At 71.8% G+C, this 16591-nt stretch carries 21 protein-coding genes and 1 pseudogene; 6 read left to right on the top strand and 16 right to left on the bottom strand.

The genetic code is table 11. The features are described from left to right. Positions 1–98: 98 nt before the first annotated feature. From SPRI_RS32430 to SPRI_RS32415, 4 genes are all read right to left on the bottom strand, one after another. Entirely contained in the window at positions 99–1658 is a 1560-nt protein-coding gene (locus SPRI_RS32430) for an FAD-dependent monooxygenase (RefSeq protein WP_037777192.1), read from the bottom strand. Between the two features lie 133 nt (positions 1659–1791). Beyond that, positions 1792–2850: an ArsO family NAD(P)H-dependent flavin-containing monooxygenase gene (locus SPRI_RS32425; RefSeq protein WP_053557576.1), complete on the bottom strand. Its 1059-nt coding sequence runs from the start codon at positions 2848–2850 to the stop codon at positions 1792–1794. Next, positions 2847–4016 (bottom strand): ACR3 family arsenite efflux transporter, encoded by a 1170-nt coding sequence (gene arsB / locus SPRI_RS32420; protein ID WP_374987870.1) that lies wholly within the window; start codon positions 4014–4016, stop codon positions 2847–2849. The genes SPRI_RS32425 and arsB overlap by 4 nt, the downstream gene beginning before the upstream one ends. Further along, positions 4007–4315 carry an ArsR/SmtB family transcription factor gene (locus tag SPRI_RS32415; protein ID WP_005320723.1) on the bottom strand — a complete coding sequence of 103 codons (309 nt, stop codon included), beginning with the start codon at positions 4313–4315 and terminating at the stop codon, positions 4007–4009. The genes arsB and SPRI_RS32415 overlap by 10 nt, the downstream gene beginning before the upstream one ends. A gap of 215 nt (positions 4316–4530) precedes the next feature. Between SPRI_RS32415 and SPRI_RS32410 the strand changes: the two genes are divergently transcribed. Next, positions 4531–4947, top strand: a complete 417-nt coding sequence (locus SPRI_RS32410) for an arsenate reductase ArsC (protein ID WP_005320722.1) — start codon at positions 4531–4533, stop codon at positions 4945–4947. A 296-nt stretch (positions 4948–5243) separates the two neighbouring features. Here the strand turns inward: SPRI_RS32410 and SPRI_RS32405 are convergent, their stop codons facing one another. The 3 genes from SPRI_RS32405 to SPRI_RS38610 form a co-directional block, all read right to left on the bottom strand. Then, positions 5244–5909, bottom strand: a complete 666-nt coding sequence (locus SPRI_RS32405; RefSeq protein WP_005320720.1) for a class I SAM-dependent methyltransferase — start codon at positions 5907–5909, stop codon at positions 5244–5246. Positions 5910–6154: 245 nt separating this feature from the next. Beyond that, positions 6155–6667 carry a hypothetical protein gene (locus SPRI_RS32400; protein ID WP_005320719.1) on the bottom strand — a complete coding sequence of 171 codons (513 nt, stop codon included), beginning with the start codon at positions 6665–6667 and terminating at the stop codon, positions 6155–6157. A 5-nt stretch (positions 6668–6672) separates the two neighbouring features. Further along, positions 6673–6822: a hypothetical protein gene (locus SPRI_RS38610; RefSeq protein ID WP_158685214.1), complete on the bottom strand. Its 150-nt coding sequence runs from the start codon at positions 6820–6822 to the stop codon at positions 6673–6675. A 119-nt stretch (positions 6823–6941) separates the two neighbouring features. Between SPRI_RS38610 and SPRI_RS32395 the strand changes: the two genes are divergently transcribed. Continuing rightward, a complete protein-coding gene (locus SPRI_RS32395; protein ID WP_005320717.1) occupies positions 6942–7538 on the top strand; it encodes a TetR/AcrR family transcriptional regulator in 597 nt (198 codons plus the stop codon). A gap of 123 nt (positions 7539–7661) precedes the next feature. Then, positions 7662–8558: an RNA polymerase sigma-70 factor gene (locus SPRI_RS32390; RefSeq protein ID WP_005320716.1), complete on the top strand. Its 897-nt coding sequence runs from the start codon at positions 7662–7664 to the stop codon at positions 8556–8558. Between the two features lie 109 nt (positions 8559–8667). Here SPRI_RS32390 and SPRI_RS32385 read toward each other — a convergent pair whose 3' ends face one another. The 5 genes and pseudogenes from SPRI_RS32385 to SPRI_RS32365 form a co-directional block, all read right to left on the bottom strand. Next, a complete protein-coding gene (locus tag SPRI_RS32385) occupies positions 8668–9297 on the bottom strand; it encodes a DUF305 domain-containing protein (protein WP_005320715.1) in 630 nt (209 codons plus the stop codon). Positions 9298–9383: 86 nt separating this feature from the next. Then, positions 9384–9830 carry a DUF6153 family protein gene (locus SPRI_RS32380; protein ID WP_005320714.1) on the bottom strand — a complete coding sequence of 149 codons (447 nt, stop codon included), beginning with the start codon at positions 9828–9830 and terminating at the stop codon, positions 9384–9386. 119 nt (positions 9831–9949) lie between these two features. Continuing rightward, complete coding sequence (locus tag SPRI_RS32375; protein ID WP_005320713.1) at positions 9950–10312, bottom strand: ArsR/SmtB family transcription factor; 363 nt, start codon at positions 10310–10312, stop codon at positions 9950–9952. Then, positions 10309–10755 (bottom strand): SRPBCC domain-containing protein, encoded by a 447-nt coding sequence (locus SPRI_RS32370; RefSeq protein WP_005320712.1) that lies wholly within the window; start codon positions 10753–10755, stop codon positions 10309–10311. The genes SPRI_RS32375 and SPRI_RS32370 overlap by 4 nt, the downstream gene beginning before the upstream one ends. 140 nt (positions 10756–10895) lie before the next feature. Beyond that, a pseudogene (locus SPRI_RS32365) lies at positions 10896–11156 on the bottom strand (iron chelate uptake ABC transporter family permease subunit); the annotation flags it as partial. 170 nt (positions 11157–11326) lie between these two features. Here SPRI_RS32365 and SPRI_RS32360 point away from each other — a divergent pair. Continuing rightward, on the top strand, positions 11327–11836 hold the full coding sequence (locus SPRI_RS32360) for a DinB family protein (protein ID WP_005320710.1): 510 nt from the start codon (positions 11327–11329) through the stop codon (positions 11834–11836). Between the two features lie 12 nt (positions 11837–11848). On the opposite strand, the gene SPRI_RS32355 is transcribed toward SPRI_RS32360, so the two are convergent. Then, positions 11849–12334, bottom strand: a complete 486-nt coding sequence (locus tag SPRI_RS32355; RefSeq protein ID WP_005320709.1) for a cupin domain-containing protein — start codon at positions 12332–12334, stop codon at positions 11849–11851. Between the two features lie 332 nt (positions 12335–12666). On the opposite strand from SPRI_RS32355, the gene SPRI_RS32350 reads away from it, so the two are divergent. Both SPRI_RS32350 and SPRI_RS32345 read left to right on the top strand, forming a co-directional pair. Beyond that, positions 12667–12891 carry a hypothetical protein gene (locus tag SPRI_RS32350; RefSeq protein ID WP_005320708.1) on the top strand — a complete coding sequence of 75 codons (225 nt, stop codon included), beginning with the start codon at positions 12667–12669 and terminating at the stop codon, positions 12889–12891. A 94-nt stretch (positions 12892–12985) separates the two neighbouring features. After that, the gene (locus SPRI_RS32345; RefSeq protein ID WP_053557575.1) at positions 12986–13444 is read left to right on the top strand and encodes a CBS domain-containing protein; all 459 of its coding nucleotides are present in this window, start codon (positions 12986–12988) and stop codon (positions 13442–13444) included. Between the two features lie 186 nt (positions 13445–13630). Here the strand turns inward: SPRI_RS32345 and SPRI_RS32340 are convergent, their stop codons facing one another. The 3 genes from SPRI_RS32340 to SPRI_RS32330 form a co-directional block, all read right to left on the bottom strand. Continuing rightward, positions 13631–14674 carry a LacI family DNA-binding transcriptional regulator gene (locus tag SPRI_RS32340; protein ID WP_005320704.1) on the bottom strand — a complete coding sequence of 348 codons (1044 nt, stop codon included), beginning with the start codon at positions 14672–14674 and terminating at the stop codon, positions 13631–13633. Positions 14675–14749: 75 nt separating this feature from the next. Continuing rightward, positions 14750–15586 carry an ATP-binding cassette domain-containing protein gene (locus SPRI_RS32335; RefSeq protein ID WP_005320702.1) on the bottom strand — a complete coding sequence of 279 codons (837 nt, stop codon included), beginning with the start codon at positions 15584–15586 and terminating at the stop codon, positions 14750–14752. Beyond that, positions 15583–16578, bottom strand: coding sequence for an ABC transporter permease (locus tag SPRI_RS32330; protein WP_005320701.1), 996 nt, complete (start codon positions 16576–16578; stop codon positions 15583–15585). The genes SPRI_RS32335 and SPRI_RS32330 overlap by 4 nt, the downstream gene beginning before the upstream one ends. Positions 16579–16591 lie beyond the last annotated feature (13 nt).

Below are 16591 nucleotides of genomic sequence, written 5' to 3'. Positions count from 1 at the left end.
AGGCAACGCTAGCAGCGCGGTCGGGCGTCCCCGGCGGCTGCGGGTCACGTTCGGGCCCCGGTGGGTCCCGCCCGGCAGGCGCCCGGCGGCGTTCCCGTTCAGGGCCCTGGGCGTTCCGGTTCCCGGGGCGGGAGCCAGCGGTCGAGGTGGGCGACGAGACCGGTCAGGTCCGTGCCCGTCGCGAGGTAGGCGATGTAGCCGTCGGGCCGCACCAGGCAGTGAACGGTGCCTGCCCAGGGCGCGTTCGTTCCGAGTCTGTGGACGTGGAGGAGGCCCGCGCGTCCCCGGGCCGGAGCGGCGGGCTCCGGGGAGCCGTTCCAGCTGCCCGGCGGACCGCAGAGAAGCAGGTGGTGGCCGGGCCGGGCGGTCAGGGCCTGCAGGCCGGGCGGAGTGTCCGGCAGCCGGTCGCCGGCTCTCGGGCCGTGGCGGGGCGGCCGGGAGCCCGCGGCGGTGAGCGGGCTGCGCCGGTAGTCGACGGCGAGCTGGCCGAGCCGGCGGAAGACGGCGGCGCGCAGCGGCGCAGGACGCAGGACGAGCGGCGCGACGCGGGGCGCGAGGCGGGTGCGTGCCGACCGGATCAGGGGGTGGGCACTGGTCGCGATCTTGAAGGCGAGGTCGGTGAAGCGCAGGACGTCACGGCCGACCGGTGCGCGTTCCGCATCGTAGGTGTCCAGCAGGGCGGCCGGTGCGGTGCCCCGGCAGACCATGGCGAGTTTCCAGCCGAGGTTGAGGGCGTCCTGGATGCCGGTGTTCATCCCTTGGGCGCCGGCGGGGCTGTGGATGTGGGCCGCGTCGCCGGCCAGGAAGAAGGGCCCCGAGCGGTAGCGGCCGGCGCCACGGTTGTGGATCTTGAAGTCGGTCATCCACACCGGGTCGCGCAAGCGCAGCGGCAGGTCGACGTAGCGGTCGACGAGGGACTGGAGCATCGCGAGGCTCACCGCCGTTCCGGCGGTATCCGGTGTGTCGGGGGGTCTGATCGCGAGCATCCGCCAGCTCGCGGGCGACACGAGCGGGAAGAAGAACACCATCCCTGCGTCGGTCATACAGGCGTGCGCCGCTCCCGGCTCGAGACCGTCGGCCTCCAGGTCGGCGAGCAGGAACGTCTGCGGGTAGGAGTGGCCCTCGAAACCGATGCCGGCCTGCTGCCGCACGGTGCTGCGGGCCCCGTCACAGCCGGCCACGTAGCGCGTGGTCACCCGTTCCTCTGCCCCGTCCCCTCTCCTCAGGCGGCAGGCCACCTGTTCACCGGCGCCCACCGTCCCCACGAGCTCGACACCCCGCTCGAGGGGTGTCCCGCCGTCGGTCAGGTACCGGCCGAGGACGCTCTCCGTCTCGGCCTGCGACAGGAACAGCAGGAAGGGGTACGGCGTGTCGGCGACGCCCAGGTCGAACAGCGGCACCCGCACCGTCCTGCCCGGCAGATGCATGCTCAGCCGCACCGCCGGATTGCCGCGCCGCACCAGCTCCTCGCTCACCCCGAAGGGCGCCAGAGCTTCCAGCGTCCGCGGCTGAACGGCCAGTGCGCGGGACTCGCGGGCGCGGTCCAGGTGCCGGTCGATGATCCGGAACCGGACGCCGTACGCCCGCAGCTGGGCCGCCAGGGCCAGGCCTGTCGGCCCCGCACCCACGATCAGTACGTCGAGCGGCGGCTCCTCCATGCCTGCAGTGTCGCCCGTCGGACCGCCTCGTCCAAGGAGCGACGGCCGGTCGGCGTGGGGCTGTCGGAACCTTCCGCGGTCAGGATGCCTGCGCCCGTACGGAGGCTCCGGTGAGGCAGGGCGGTCTTGGGCCTCAGTGCAGCAGTCGGGCGACCTCGCGGGCCGCGTCGCGGGCGGGCCGGCCGACGCCGATCAGGGTGGCGGAGGCGGGTCCGGTCCAGTCGCCGTAGCCGAGGAGGTGCAGGCGCGGCTCGTCGACGGCGCGGGTGCCTTCGGTCGCGATGCGGCCGCGTGGCCCGCGCAGTCCGAGAGGCGCGAGGTGGGACAGGGCCGCACGGAAGCCGGTGCACCAGATGACGGTGTCCGCCTCGGCCGTGGTGCCGTCCGTCCACTCGGCGCCGGTGGCCGTGAGCCGGGTGAACGGAGGCCGGGGCTCGAGCAGTCCGGCGTCGCGGGCGGCCCGGACCGGCGGGACGGCGACGATGTCGCCGAGGGAGGCGACGCCGCCGCTGTCGGTGCGGCCTTCGTCGAGTGCGCGGCGACGGGCCGTGGCGACGTCGAAGAGGACACGGCCGTCGATGTCGTCGGCGAGGTAGCGCGGCGGACGCCGCGTCACCCACGTGAGCCGCACGCCGTCCAGGGCGAGGTCGGCGGCGATCTGGGCGCCGGAGTTGCCGCCACCCACGACGATCACGCGCTGCCCGGCGAAGTCGGCAGGGCGGCGGTAGTCGGTGGTGTGCAGCTGCCGGCCGGCGAAGACTCCCCGGCCGGGAACGGCGGGCAGGAACGGGCGGGACCAGGTGCCCGTCGCACTGACGACCGCCCGGCACCGCCAGGCGCCCGCGTCGGTCTCCACCCGCAGGAACGCCCCGTCGCGGTGCACCGCCCGGACCTGGACACCGTGCCGGACGGGCAGCTCGTACCGCTTCTCGTAGTCCGCGAGGTACTCGAGCACATGCCCGGCGTCCGGATACGTCTCGCCCGGCTGCGCCGGCATCAGACGGCCCGGCAGCGACGAGTACGCGGCCGGGGAGAACAGGCGAAGCGAGTCCCAGGTGTGCTGCCAGGCGCCGCCCGGCAGCGACCCGCCGTCCAGAACGGCGAAGTCGATGCCGAGGCGGCGCAGGTGGTAGCCGGCGGCGAGCCCGCTCTGGCCGCCGCCGACCACCACCACGTCGGCGCGTTGCGTCATGAAACCGGCTGCGCCGCGGTGAACTTCCTGCGCCACGCCAGGGAGACGTAGACCAGGGCGACGAGGACGGGGACCTCGATGAGAGGGCCGACGACGCCGGAGAGGGCCTGGCCGGAGGTGACGCCGAAGGTGGCGATGGCGACCGCGATCGCGAGTTCGAAGTTGTTTCCGGCCGCGGTGAAGGCCAGGGTCGCGGTGCGGTCGTAGTTCAGGCCGATCAGCTTGCCGAGCGCGAAGGTGCCGAACCAGACGACGGCGAAGTAGACGAGCAGCGGCAGCGCGATCCGGGCGACGTCCAGCGGCTGTGAGGTGATCGTCTTCCCCTGGAGGGCGAAGAGGACGACGATCGTGAACAGCAGGCCGTAGAGCGCCCAGGGGCCGATCTTCGGCAGGAAGTTGTTCTCGTACGGCTCGCGGCCGAGCTTCTTCTCACCGATCCGCCGGGTCAGGAATCCGGCGAGGAGCGGGATTCCGAGGAAGACGACGACGTTGAGCGCGATCTTCCACATCGAGATGTCGAGGCTCTCGCCGTCGCCGAGGCCGAGCCAGCCGGGCAGCAGGTCGAGGTAGAGCCAGCCCAGCAGGCCGAAGGCGACGACCTGGAAGACCGAGTTCAGCGCGACCAGGACGGCGGCGGCCTCCCGGTCGCCGCACGCCAGGTCGTTCCAGATGATGACCATGGCGATGCAGCGGGCGAGTCCGACGATGATCAGGCCGGTGCGGTACTCGGGCAGGTCGGGCAGGAAGATCCACGCGAGGGCGAACATCACCGCCGGCCCGAGGACCCAGTTGACGACCAGCGAGGAGACCATGAGCCTGCGGTCGCCGGTGACGGCGTCCAGCTTGTCGTAGCGGACCTTCGCGAGGACCGGGTACATCATGATCAGCAGGCCGACGGCGATCGGCAGCGATATGCCGCCGATCTCCACCTTCGCCAGCGCGTCGTTCAGGCCGGGGATCAGCCGGCCGAGCCCCAGGCCGAGGCCCATGGCGATCAGGATCCAGACGGCGAGGAAACGGTCGAGCGTCGACAGCTTCGCGACGACCGACCGTTCCTCGGCGGTGGCGTGCCCCGGGTCGCCAGCGGTCGCGGTCCCTTCGGCGCCGGGCGTCGCGGGTGTTTCGGCGCGGGTCGCCGCGGGTCCTTCGGTGCGTGTCACGGACAGGCCCTCTTGTTGTCGGTGGCGGAACGGGCGGACTCGGCCAGGTCGGCGAACTGGCCGGCGAGCTGGGCGATGACGTCCGGACGGAGCTTGTAGTAGGTGAAGCGGCCGCACGGCTCGGTCTCCACGACCCCGGCCTCGCGCAGCACCTTCAGGTGGTTGGAGAGGTTGGTCTGGCGGGCACCCGTCTCCTCCACGAGGTGGGTGGTGCACAAGGTCTCGCGGGCGAGCAGGGTCACGATCCGGAGCCTGAGCGGGTCGGCCAGTACCCGTAGGAGATCAGTGTCGACTGACGTCATCATGGGCTGATACTGTCACATCATGTTCGGCTGATACCAGTCCGGACTGACCTGGCTGCTGACCCAGGGGCCGGCGCGCAGTCGCCGCATGCGGCGGATCCGCGACGACAGCCGCGACGGTGAAGGCGCCGCATCATGCTCCGCCGGCCCCTGCCCCGCCCGCACCCCTCGTACCGCCTGTCCTCGAACCGCTGCCCCACCTCGTGAAGGAAGAGCCCATGTCCTCCGCCCCGCTCGCCTCCGTGCTGTTCGTCTGCGTCCACAACGCGGGCCGCTCCCAGATGGCCGCCGGCTTCCTCCACCACCTCGCGGGCGACAGGATCGAGGTCCGCTCGGCCGGCTCCGTCCCCGGCGACCAGGTCAACCCCGCCGCCGTCGAGGCCATGAAGGAAGTCGGCATCGACATCTCCGCCGCCACCCCGAAGATCCTCACCACCGAGGCCGTCCAGGCGTCCGACTACGTCATCACCATGGGCTGCGGCGACGCCTGCCCGATCTTCCCGGGCAAGAAGTACCTCGACTGGGCCCTCGAAGACCCCGCCGGCAAGGGCGTGGAGTCCGTCCGCCCCATCCGCGACGAGATCAGGACCCGCATCGAGGCCCTCATCGCCGAGATCGACGCCCAGCGGGGGTGAACACCGCGCCGCCGGGGCGACGCCACCGGGGAGCTCGGCGCGTACCATGCGTCGGCTCCCTGCGGCGCGCCCGCTTCGGGTACGGCGGGGCCTCGCAGTCACCGGCAGGCTCGCGAGGCCGCCGGCCAGGACCTGCGCATGGTGGTTCCGGCATGGACGATCCAGGTGGTCGGCCGGCTCGACGCGGGGCGGCCGGATGACGCGGACCCGGCAGCCGAGCGGATAGGTACAGCGATCGGCGGGATCGGCCGCCGACCCCCGTGGCCGAGCAGGCAAGCTCGACGGCGGTCCGGGCCTCAGGCGGGTCGGACCTGGGTGACGCGCCACAGGCGCCGGGGCAGTTCTCCTTCTTCGAACGACTGGACCTCCTCGAGCTGCCAGCCCTCGGCCAGCGCGTCGACGAGGCGGCGCGGGAAGAAGTGCACGCCGAAGCCGCCGTGTTCGTAGATGTCGTCGCCGTGGGCGGTTCCCCGGCCGTAGTGCGCGTCGCCGGTGTGGCGGACGGTGTAGACGAAAACGCCGCCGGGCCGCAGCACCCGGCGCACCTCGGCGACGGCGGCGTGGATCTCGTCGGTCGACAGAGCCATGCACAGCAGCATGTGCGCGAAGACCGCGTCCACCGACCCGTCGCCGAGCGGCAGCGGTCGGCGCACGTCATGGACGGCGGCACTCACCAGGCCCGTCAGGCCCGCCCCGTCCGCGGCGGTGCGCAGCTGATCGATACCGGTGCGGCTGAAGTCGGTGGCGATGACCGTGAGGCCGGCCCTGGCGAAGAAGAGGGTGTCCCGGCCGTGGCCCGCGCCCAGCTCGAGCACCTGGCGGGCGCCCGCGGCACGGAAGCGGTCCAGCGCGTGGACGGCCGCGGCCGACGGCTGGTCCCCGTACATCGCGGGATGGGCGGCGTACGTCTCCTGCCAGTGCCGGCGCTGGTCATCGGCCGGCGTCGGGTCGTGCTCCTGCATCAGCTCTCCGAACCTGCCCCGACGGGGGCCCTGCGCGTCCCCGCCGGCCACGGAACCGCCCCTGTCGGGACAGCACCCGCGGCGTGTCCCGGCAGTCTGTCAGCCCGTCGGGCGGCTGACGACGTCACCGTCGCCCGGGCACGCCTACCGTCCGCGCTCGTCGGCCTTTCACCTCGCCTTGGGACTGCCGGACGCTCGACCGGCACGCGCGCCCTCGCCCTGCTCGACGGGCCGGGTCGACAGGGCTAGCGCGGCGCAGCCGCCCGCATGCGGCGCCGCCCGTAGCGGGTCGTCCCCCGGGGCTTGAAGACCGACAGTGCCACCGCGACGAGCAGTACGAGGAGCGCCGCACCGGCGTCGGCGGCCAACTGGATCCGCAGACCACCGAGTTCACCTTCGGTCAGGGTCGCCTGCCGCACGGCGTCGGCCATGTGGCCGACGGGCCGCATGTGGACGAGGAGCAACACCGTGGCCAGGACGCCGATCAGGAGCTTGACCAGGACCCAGTAGTGGCGGAACAGTCCCCAGACCGTGCCCAGCGACTGGACGAGCCCGGTGAGCAGCGAGGCGAGGGCGAGCGGCACGATGACCAGCCGTCCGGTCAGCTCCATGGCCAGGTACGCGGCCCGCACGGTCTGCGGGTCCTGGCTGCCCAGTCCGGTGACGGCGAGAACGAGGAAGACGGCCACCGCGCCGATCCAGCCGACGGAGGACGTGACGTGCGCGGTGAGCGCGATCTTGCGTATCCGGGGCGGCATGGCCGTCATGGTGTGTGCCCTCCCATGCCGCCACCGGCGAGATGCACGACCAGGATCACCACGACCAGCGCGAGCGCGATGCCGCCGAGGACCTTCACCCAGCGCGGCGCACCGCTCTCATCCGGGGGCTCGGGGGTGGAAAGCGGGTCTGTCATGACGGTCCCCATCTGTGGCGCTCGTCCGCGGCCGGACCTCCGTGCCGCACGTTTTGCGAGACAGAGTGTCTTCACTATAACCAGACCGTTTCGCACCTGGCGGGCAGCATACTGAGGGGGTGCCCAAGCTGTGGAACGAGACGGTCGAGGAACACCGCCGTGCGGTGCGTGACGCGATCCTGGACGCGACCGCGCGACTGATCGCCTCGGACGGGCTGCGGGCGGTGACGATGTCGCAGGTCGCCACGGAGACCGGCATCGGCCGGGCGACGCTCTACAAGTACTTCCCCGACGTCGAAGCGGTTCTGCTGGCGTGGCACGAACGTCAGGTGCACGCGCACGTGGACCACTTGGCGAAGGTCCGGGACCGGGAAGGCACTCCGGTCGAACGGCTGCGAGCGGTGCTGGAGGCGTACGCGTCGATCGCGCACGAGCGTCACGGTGACGAACTGGCGGGCCTGCTGCACCGCGGCGAGCACGTCGCCCGGGCCCACGGGCATCTGCACGGCATCATCCGCGACCTGCTCGACGAAGGAGCTCGCGGCGGCGCGATCCGCCGCGACGTGGCAACGGACGAGCTGGCGAGCTACTGCCTCCACGCGCTCACGGCGGCCGGCGGGCTGCGGGGCAAGGCCGCGGTCCGCCGCCTCGTCGCGGTCACCCTGACGGGACTGCGCCCGGAGGACTCCGCGGGCCGGAGCGCCCCTGTCGAGTGATGTGCCGCACGCGCTGTCACAGCGATCGGCCGCGCGGTGTCTTGAGGCAGAACGAACATCGTTGTGGAAGCACGCTCGAAGGCCGTCGGCGACCAGGTCCGGCCGTGATGGAAGGTTCGACAGATGAGCGACCAGCCCGTTGACCCGGCGACCGACACTTTCGTCGCCCACCGCAACCTGCTCTTCACCGTTGCCTACGAGATGCTCGGATCGGCCGCCGACGCCGAGGACGTCCTCCAGGAGACCTGGCTGCGATGGGTCAAGGTCGACCTGGAGCAGGTCCGTGACCAGCGTGCCTACCTGGTGAGGATCACGACCCGCCAGGCGCTCAACCGGCTGCGCACCATGAAGCGCCGCAAGGAGGCCTACGTCGGCCCCTGGCTGCCCGAGCCGCTGCTCACCGCGCCGGACGTGGCGGAGGACGTCGAACTCGCCGAGAGCGTGTCGATGGCGATGATGCTCGTCCTCGAAACGCTGTCGCCGACCGAGCGCGCCGTCTTCGTGCTGCGCGAGGCCTTCGACGTGGGCTACGACGAGATCGCGGCCGCCGTCGACAAGACCCCCGCCGCCGTCCGCCAGATCGCCCACCGCGCCCGCCGGCACGTCGACGCCCGCCGCCCACGCCAGGCGGTCTCCGCGAGTGAGACCCGGGCGGCCCTGGAGTCCTTCCGGCGCGCGCTCGAAACCGGCGACCCGCAGGACCTCCTCGACGTGCTCGCACCCGACATCGTCCTGATGAGCGACGGCGGCGGCATCAAGCAGGCCGCGCTGCGGCCGATCATCGGCGCCGAGAAGGTGGCCCGCTTCATGATGGGTGGTCTCGGCAAGAACAAACTCCCGATCAGCGTCGCGCCGACCGTCGTCAACGGCAGCCCGGCGCTCCTCGTCCACCTGGACGGCGAGATCGACGGCGTCATGGCGATCAGTGTCGAGGACGCCCGGGTCACCGGCCTCTACTACGTCCGCAACCCGGAAAAGCTGAACCACGTGGCATCAGAGACCCCGCTCACGCTGCGTTGAACACCTGCGGCGGAGCCTCGCCGCCCGGCTGCCCCGATCGGGGCGGCCGGAGTTTCCGGCCGGAGGCAGCGGGGCGGCGGCGCCGTCCCCGCTGCGGGAACGTCCGCTGTCAGTTCTTGCCGAGCAGCTCGTTCATGCGCGTGATCTCGGCGCTCTGGGAGGTGACGATGTCGCCGGCCATGTCCTTGGCGGGCCGGTACGAGCCGTCGGCCTGCTCGGTCCTCGCCATCTCGACGGCACCTTCATGGTGCTTGATCATCATCTCGAGGAACGCGGTGTCGAAGGCCTCGCCGGACGCCTTCTCCAGCTCCGCCATCTCCTCGGGCGTCATCATTCCGGACATGGCGTGACCGGCGTGCTCGCCGCCCTCGTCCTCCTCGGGAACGTCCTCGCCCCACGAGTCGAGCCACCCGGACAGGGTCCTGATCTCCGGGTCCTGCGCCTTCTTGATCTCGGCGGCCAGCGCCTCGACCTCGGCGGAACCGGCGCGGGTCGCCGCCAGGCCGGCCATCTCCACCGCCTGCCGGTGGTGGGGGATCATCCCCTGCGCGAAGGACACGTCGGCGGCGTTGTGCTCGCCCTCCTGAGGGGAAGCCGAGGCGCTGGGCGCCGAGGGCGCGTGGCCGCTGTGGCCGGAGGAGCTGTCGTCTCCCCCACCGCAAGCGGCGAGCAGGACGGCCGCGGTGGCCGCGGCTGCGACAGCGGCGGCACGACGGATCAGGGCACGGTGTGCGGTCATGGTGGTGCTACTCCTGTGTTGTGCGTTCGATCGGGCACGGCTCGCGGGGCGGCACCGGCCGGAAGGCCGGGCGCGCCGGGGCTGCCCTATATGCGCAGGAGTTGCAGTTCGCTCAGTGACGGCGGGTCGTGAATGCCCAAGGGCGCCTCGAAGGCGGACGCCAAGGGGTGATCCGCGGCGGGCTGTGTCCAGGCCCCGGAGGGAACAAGGGGAGGAAGTACGGGGGCTGCGCTCGTGCCGCTCGCGGCGCACGTCGCGTCGGCGTGCGAGACGTGTCCGCCCCCGCCGTCGTGGTGACCCTCGTGGACGCCGTTGCGGTGGACCCCTTCCGCGCAGTCGCACCCGGCCGGGTCGTCGTGCGCCTCGGCGGGGGCCGTCGTACCGGCGGTGGCCGACACCGTGCCGGTGGAAGCGAAGGCGGTACCGGGCGCCAGGCCGTGCATGGCCACGAGGCCCAGAAGGACGGCCAGCACCAGCATCACGCAGGCGCGCGCCCCGAAGGGCCCGACCTCGCGACGGGTGTGCTGACTCATGCCCGCATCCTAACGAGCCACGCCCCGCCCTGCGCGCGCCGCACGCCGAGCACTGCTCTCGCTGAGCCGGCCTCCAGCAGCCCACCCGGCCGGGGTGCTGGAGGTCGGCTCAGCGAGTGCTAGCGCGAATCCCGCTCCGCTTCCTCCGCCGCCTCGGCGACGCGCTTGATGTTCGCCAGCCGCCGGTCCCAGTCGGCCGCGAGCGCTGCCATCCATCGCGCCGTCGCGTCCAGGGCCGTGGGCCGTACCGCGTACCGCACCTCGCGCCCCACCCGGGTGGCGGAGACCAGCCCGGCGGCGTCGAGCACGGCGAGGTGTTTGACCACCGCCTGTCGTGAGACGGGAAGCGGCTCGGCGAGCGTCGTCGCGGTGGCCTCGCCCTGCGCGGCCAGCAGTTCCAGGAGCTGACGCCGCGTCGGGTCGGCCAGCGCGACGAGCACGCTGTCGACGGCCTCGCCGGCGGCGCGGCTTCGGTCCGTCACGCGGATGGCTGCTCGGCGCGCGTCTTGAGTGCGTCGAGCTCCAGGGGCCAGCCCTCGCTGTGGTCCTTCCGGTTCTGGCTGCGCAGCTCCTGGGACCCGGCCAGCGCCGCGAAGCCGCTCTCGACGACGTGCAGCCGCGTCTGCTCGCCTTCCTGGGTCAGCGTGAACTCGACGAGGGTGCTGTTGTCCTCGCGCAGTTCCTCTCCGGGGAACGCGCTGGTCCAGCGGTACGCCAGGTACGTGGGCGGCTCGACCTTCTCCACCCGGACCGGGAAGTCGCCGTGTTCGGAGTTCCTGGCCACCATCGACTCGCCTTCCCTGGCCACGGTGCCCGGCAGACCGGCCTTGTCGGCCACCCAGAACCCGGGCTGCGCCACCAGCGACCACACGCGCTCCAGCGGCGCCGCGATGAGGGTCTCGCTTTCGATCCGGTCCTCGCTCATGAGGGGACTCCCTTGTTCGCTCTCCACCATCAGTGCAACTCCAGAGTTGCACATCAGATTTCCAGGCGCAACCCGGAGGTTGCACAACGGCGGTCGCCCCTGTCGGCCGGGTCGGGTGCCGCCGAGCGGCGGCACCCGCTCTACCGGCGGCTGCGTACGAGCAGATGAAGGAAGTACGGGGTGCCGATCACGGCGGTCATCAGGCCGGCGCCGAGCTGGGCCGGTGCGATCACGGTCCGGCCCACCAGGTCGGCGGTGCAGACGAGCACGGCTCCGAGGAGCACCGCGACCGGCACCACCCGGACGTGCTGCCGGCCCACGAGGGCACGGGCCGCGTGCGGTGCCACGAGTCCCACGAAGCCGATGGTGCCGGCGGCGGCCACTGCGGTGGCGCTGAGCTTGGACACAAGGCCGGAACCGGCCGAGTTCGCACCCCGCTCCAACCCGGCCGCCCGGGCGGCGAGTTGGCGCCGACCCGGCGGCCGGCGCCCAGGTGCCGCCCGGTCCGGACAGCACCTGGGCCAGGGTGGATACTGACCGCGGATACCGGCACGGAGGAGGAGCACAGCCAGTGACCAGCGACACCCGCACAGGACCGCCCGGCTTCGGCAGCGAACGCGACATGCTGCGGGCTTTCCTCGACTACCACCGCGCCACCCTCGCGATGAAGTGCGAAGGGCTCAGCGACGACGAGTTGCGTCGGCGGTCGATGCCCCCGTCCACACTGTCGCTGCTCGGTCTGGTGCGGCACATGGCGGAGGTGGAGCGCGCTTGGTTCCGCCGGGTGTTCGAGGACATCGAGGCGCCCCTGGTCTGGTCCGACGAGATCGACTTCCAGGCGGCGTACGACGCGAGCGCGTCGACCAGGGAGGAGGCCTTCGCGGCCTGGGAGGCCGAGGTGGAGAACTCGCGCCGTATCGAGCGGGAGGCGGACTCCCTGGACCGGGCCGGACATCAGCCGCGATGGGGCAAGGACGTCTCGCTGCGGATGGTGATGGTGCACGTGCTCCTGGAGTACGGCCGGCACAACGGCCACGCGGACTTTCTGCGCGAGGGGGTCGACGGGACCGTGGGCGCCTGAGCAGGGCTCGTTTCAGAAGATCAAACCGTGCTGGGCGACGAGCGTCATGGTTGCCGCCATGTCCGCCTCGCAACCGTAGGGACCGATCTTCTCCTCCAGTTCCTCCTGACCCGGTTCACGGCCCAGTCGGTCGAGCCACCGGAACAGTTCCTCCAGACCACCGGGGGAGATGACCTCCAGCAACCGGGCCGGGGTGTCCCCCGCGTTCCAGAACGTGTGCCACTCGTCGCGCGGCTTGAAAACGAGGTCACCTGGCCCGGCGACGACCTCCTCGCCCCCGAACCTCGCACCGACCGATCCCTCGAGGATGAAACTGAACTCATCCTCTCCGGTGTGCTTGTGCACGGGCGCCGCCAGCACCTTCGGGGGCAGGCGGTGTTCGACAAGTGCGAAGCGACCGCCCCAGTCGCGGCCGTTGATCAGAAAGCGGTCCCCGCACGCCTGCTCCGGCTGATAGAGCTCGCCGTCGTCAGGACCCAGAATCCGGTGTTCGACCATGGCCGCCCACTCCCTTCCGCAAGGGATCTCCGGGTCGGTCCACATCGACCATACGCGCACGCCCCCGAGCGGTGGAAGACGCACCGGACCGGCCCGGATCCATGGTTCGTCTCCGCACATGCTCCCCCACCGAAGCCGTGTTTCAGCAGGTCACAGCCTTCCGTCGGACGCCCGTGGCTCAGTGGTGCGCCGGGTCGGTCCCCAGCAGGCCGCAGCGTCTGCCCCTACCCCGCAGGCGCCGGGCGCCGGTCACCGGGCGGGGCCCCGGACGTCCGGGACGGCCGGCCCCGTTGTGAGTGGCTGCCGCGCCCGCGAGGCGGCAGTCTTGAGGTGTGGGTAGAGCGCCGATCGTTGTGCACCGGCCGTCACCGTCGGGCGGCAGGCGGGTGACGGTGCACCTGTCCGGCCGGGACGAGATCCTGGGCACCGCCTACTCCGATCACGACCTGGTGGTCTTCCTCGAGGCCGCCGGGATCGACGACCCGGACGCCGTGATCGACGACCCCGACCTGGTGGAGTGGCGCGGCGGCCGCGCCCACCAGTGGACCGCCGCCTGATCCGCCGCGCGCTGACCTGCCTTGCGAGGCCGGAAACGGCTCCGAGAGTTGGGACTCGGCTTCGACCGGCAGGACGAGGCGAAGGAGGACGGCTGTGCGGGCGCGGGATCTTGCCGAGACCTATCCGTTCGTGACCACCGACGACAGCGCTATGGACGCGGCCAGGTTGCTGGCAGAGCGGGCGCTGCCGGCCCTGCTCGTCCTCGATGCCGACGGGCATCCCTACGCCATCGTGCCCGGCTCCCAGCTGGTGCGGCAGCTCCTGCCCCACTACATCGTCGAGGATCCGCTGCTCGCGGCTGTCGTGGACGAGCGGAGCGACACCGATGCGGCCGAGCGGCTGACAGGGCTCACCGCCGCGGAATGGGCGCCCCGGAGCGCTTTCCCGCCGCCGGTCGTAGGACCTGACGCCCGTCCGATGGAGGTCGCCGCGCTGATGGCCCGCACACGCAGCCCGCTGGTCGCGGTGATCGAGCGCGATGCCGCCGGCGTGCGTCTGCTGGGCACGGTCACGGCTGCCCGGCTCATGGCGCACTTCATCGGCACCACCTGAACCGGGCGGCGGGGCCCGAGGCGCACGAGGCGGTCGGAGCGTCGTCATTGGCGTGCACGCGGGGACGCCCGTGGCACGACGTCCCGGCCACGGACCGGAGTTCCACGTACCCGGCGCCGCCCCCGCGGGACCGGCCGCGGCACGGGCGTGACCCTCACTCCCCCGTCGACCGCTACGGGCCCTGATTCAGCTGCCCGCTTCCGCCGGCGTACGACCACGCCGTGGCGGCCGGCTGGACGCGCGGACGACCAGACGCGTGGGGACCGTGACGGTACGGGCCCGTGAGCGGTCGCCGTCCAGGCGGGCGAGGGCGGTCCTGGCCGCCGCCTCGCCGATGGCCGCCGGATCCTGCGCCACGACGGTCAGCGCCGGTTCCAGCACCTCGGCCAGCGGAAGGTCGTCGAAGGCGACCAGGGCGACGTCCTTCCGCCCGGCGCGCGTCAGTTGGGCGACCACACCCATGGCCACGATGTTGTTGCCCGCGAACAGGGCGGTGGGCGGATCGGCCAGCGCCAGCAGCTTGGTGGTCGCGGCGGCGGCGGTCTCCTGGCCGTGGGCGCCGGTCACCAGGGCGCGGTCGTAGGGCAGTCCCGCCTCCTCCAGCGCCGATGTGTAGCCGGCGAGCCGCTCACGCCGGGTGTAGAGCTTCGCGGGCAGGTCACCGATGAACCCGATGCGCCGGTGGCCTTGCGCGGCGAGATGCGAGACGCCGTCGTGGACACCGGCCCGGTTGGAGCTCACGACGCAGTCGGTGGACAGGCCGACGCCGGGGCGGTCGATGAACACCACCGGCAGGCCGGCCGCCCGCGGCACCTTGAGGTAGCGGTGATCGGCGCCGAACGCGGGGACCACCATCAGGATGCTGACCCGGCGGGCCAGGAAGGTCTCGGTCAGCACCCGTTCCCGTTCGGGATCTTCGGCGGACGAGCCCATGAGCAGCGTCAGTCCGCGGCCGCGCACCACGTCCTCCATACCGCCGGCGACCGTCCCGAAGAACGGGTTGCCCAGGTCGGGCACCACCAGGCCCACGGTGGTGTCGGGGCCTCCCACGCGGATGTTCCGCGCCATCAGGTTGGGCTGGAACCCGAGTTTGGCCACCGCCGCGAGGACGCGCTCCCGGGTCTGCGGGGAGCTCGGACCGTCCTCGTTGAGCACCCGGGAGACCGTCTTGGCGCTGACGCCCACCTCTCGGGCGACGTCGGCCAGTGTGGGGCGGCGGGTCGCGGCCATGTACCACCGTTCCTGTGCGTTCGCCGGGCCCGGCCCGTCCCGGACCGGGCCCGCTGTCTTCTCCGAGCTGCTGACTCAGTGGGCTGACACGCCTGCCGCCCTTGCGGCGTCGGCGTCGGTGACGACGGTACCTCCGTCGCTCCTCACCGTGAGCGCCCCGGTCATGATGGCGACCACCTCGGCCATGGAGTGGTCGGAGGGCTTGATCAGTGCCTCGCGCCGCCCGAGCCGGTGGACATGGATCCGGTCGGCGATCTCGAACACGTGCGGCATGTTGTGACTGATCAGGACGACGGGCATGCCCTTGTCGCGGACCCGGCGGATGAGGTCGAGCACCTGTCCCGACTCCCTGACGCCCAGCGCCGCTGTGGGCTCGTCCATCACGACGACGCTCTTCGCCCAGGCCACGGCGCGGGCGACGGCCACCGCCTGGCGCTGGCCGCCGGAGAGGGTCTCCACCGCCTGGGTGAGCGACCGCAGCCCGATCTTCAAATCGGCCATGTGGGCGGCGGCCTCTTCCCTCATCCGCTTCTTGTCGAGAAGGCGGAAGGCGCTGCCGAGCACGCCGGGGCGGCGCAGTTCGCGCCCGAGGAACATGTTGGAGGCGATGTCCATGGAGGCCGCGACGGCGAGGTCCTGGTAGACTGTCTCGATGCCGTGCTCGCGTGCGCTCTGCGGGCCGCTGAAGCGGATGGGCTTCCCGTGCAGTCTGATCTCGCCCTCGTCGGGGACGATCGCACCGGTCAGCGCCTTGATGAGGCTGGTCTTGCCGGCTCCGTTGTCGCCGATGACGGCGAGGACCTCGCCGGGCATGAGGTCGAAGTCGGCGCCGTCGACGGCGGTCACGTGGCCGTACCTCTTGACGAGGCCGCGGGCCTGGAGGACGGGGGTCGCGGACGTGTCGGTGCTCATCGCGCCTTCTTCCTGGAGATCTGGTCGACGGTCACGGCGAGGATGACGAGGATGCCGGTGATCAGCGTCTGGTAGATCGACGCGACGCCCATCAGCTGGAGCCCGTTGCGGAAGACGCCGACGATCAGCACGCCGATGAAGGTGCCGAGGACGGCTCCCCGGCCGCCGAAGAGGCTCGTCCCGCCGAGGACGACGGCGGTGATGCTGTCGAGATTGTCGGTCTGTCCGGCCTGCGGATCGCCCACGCCGGTACGGGAGACGAGCAGCAGTGCCGCGACTCCGTAGACGAGCCCGGCGAGCGTGTAGATGCCGATGGTCAGCCGGGACGTGCGGATGCCGTTCAGTCGCGCGCTCTCCGGGCTGTTGCCCAGGGCGTAGACGTGGCGGCCCCATGAGGTGCTGCTGAGCGCGTAGGCGAAGGCAAGGAACAGGGCGATGGTGACGAGGGAGCCGTAGGTGATGTCGGTCCCGCCCAGCGGGAAGGTCTCGCCGAGGGCGGTGAGCGGCGCGGGCAGGTCGGTCACCGTCTGCTCGGCGGAGTAGATGTGCGTCAGCGCGAACGCCACGTTGAGCATGCCCAGTGTCACGATGAACGGCGGCAGCGGGATCATCTGCACGAGCAGGCCGTTGAGGAGGCCGAAGCCGCCGCAGACCACCAGTCCGAGGGCGATCGCGGCGAGCGGGGAAAGCGTTCCGTCAGCTGCCGTCCTGGCGATGACGATGCTGCCGAACGCCATGACGGCACCGCAGGAGAGGTCGATTCCGGCGGTCAGGATGATGAGGGTCTGGCCGATGGCGAGGGTGCCCACGACCATCACCTGCTGGACGATCAGGGAGAAGTTTCCGCCGGACAGGAACTGCTCGGTGGTCAGCGAGAAGAAGAGACAGGCGAGCACGAGTGCGGCCAGTGGGCCCGCGGTGGGTGCGGAGATCAGCCGGCGGACCGTGGTCGGTCCTCTCAGCTGGTCGTAGGGCGTGGTCGTGGCAGTCATGGTGGTCCTTGGC

Origin of the sequence: Streptomyces pristinaespiralis, assembly GCF_001278075.1 — a bacterium.
Taxonomy (GTDB): domain Bacteria; phylum Actinomycetota; class Actinomycetes; order Streptomycetales; family Streptomycetaceae; genus Streptomyces; species Streptomyces pristinaespiralis.
This window is presented reverse-complemented; position numbering and strand designations above follow the sequence as displayed.

What these genes read in the sequence shown, in the direction of transcription:
- SPRI_RS32430 (WP_037777192.1), bottom strand. Translation starts at nt 1,658, where the DNA reads ATGGAGGAGCCGCCGCTCGACGTACTGATCGTGGGTGCGGGGCCGACA.
- SPRI_RS32425 (WP_053557576.1), bottom strand. Translation starts at nt 2,850, where the DNA reads ATGACGCAACGCGCCGACGTGGTGGTGGTCGGCGGCGGCCAGAGCGGG.
- SPRI_RS32415 (WP_005320723.1), bottom strand. Translation starts at nt 4,315, where the DNA reads ATGATGACGTCAGTCGACACTGATCTCCTACGGGTACTGGCCGACCCG.
- SPRI_RS32410 (WP_005320722.1), top strand. Translation starts at nt 4,531, where the DNA reads ATGTCCTCCGCCCCGCTCGCCTCCGTGCTGTTCGTCTGCGTCCACAAC.
- SPRI_RS32405 (WP_005320720.1), bottom strand. Translation starts at nt 5,909, where the DNA reads ATGCAGGAGCACGACCCGACGCCGGCCGATGACCAGCGCCGGCACTGG.
- SPRI_RS32400 (WP_005320719.1), bottom strand. Translation starts at nt 6,667, where the DNA reads ATGCCGCCCCGGATACGCAAGATCGCGCTCACCGCGCACGTCACGTCC.
- SPRI_RS38610 (WP_158685214.1), bottom strand. Translation starts at nt 6,822, where the DNA reads ATGACAGACCCGCTTTCCACCCCCGAGCCCCCGGATGAGAGCGGTGCG.
- SPRI_RS32390 (WP_005320716.1), top strand. Translation starts at nt 7,662, where the DNA reads ATGAGCGACCAGCCCGTTGACCCGGCGACCGACACTTTCGTCGCCCAC.
- SPRI_RS32385 (WP_005320715.1), bottom strand. Translation starts at nt 9,297, where the DNA reads ATGACCGCACACCGTGCCCTGATCCGTCGTGCCGCCGCTGTCGCAGCC.
- SPRI_RS32380 (WP_005320714.1), bottom strand. Translation starts at nt 9,830, where the DNA reads ATGAGTCAGCACACCCGTCGCGAGGTCGGGCCCTTCGGGGCGCGCGCC.
- SPRI_RS32370 (WP_005320712.1), bottom strand. Translation starts at nt 10,755, where the DNA reads ATGAGCGAGGACCGGATCGAAAGCGAGACCCTCATCGCGGCGCCGCTG.
- SPRI_RS32355 (WP_005320709.1), bottom strand. Translation starts at nt 12,334, where the DNA reads ATGGTCGAACACCGGATTCTGGGTCCTGACGACGGCGAGCTCTATCAG.
- SPRI_RS32340 (WP_005320704.1), bottom strand. Translation starts at nt 14,674, where the DNA reads ATGGCCGCGACCCGCCGCCCCACACTGGCCGACGTCGCCCGAGAGGTG.
- SPRI_RS32335 (WP_005320702.1), bottom strand. Translation starts at nt 15,586, where the DNA reads ATGAGCACCGACACGTCCGCGACCCCCGTCCTCCAGGCCCGCGGCCTC.
- SPRI_RS32330 (WP_005320701.1), bottom strand. Translation starts at nt 16,578, where the DNA reads ATGACTGCCACGACCACGCCCTACGACCAGCTGAGAGGACCGACCACG.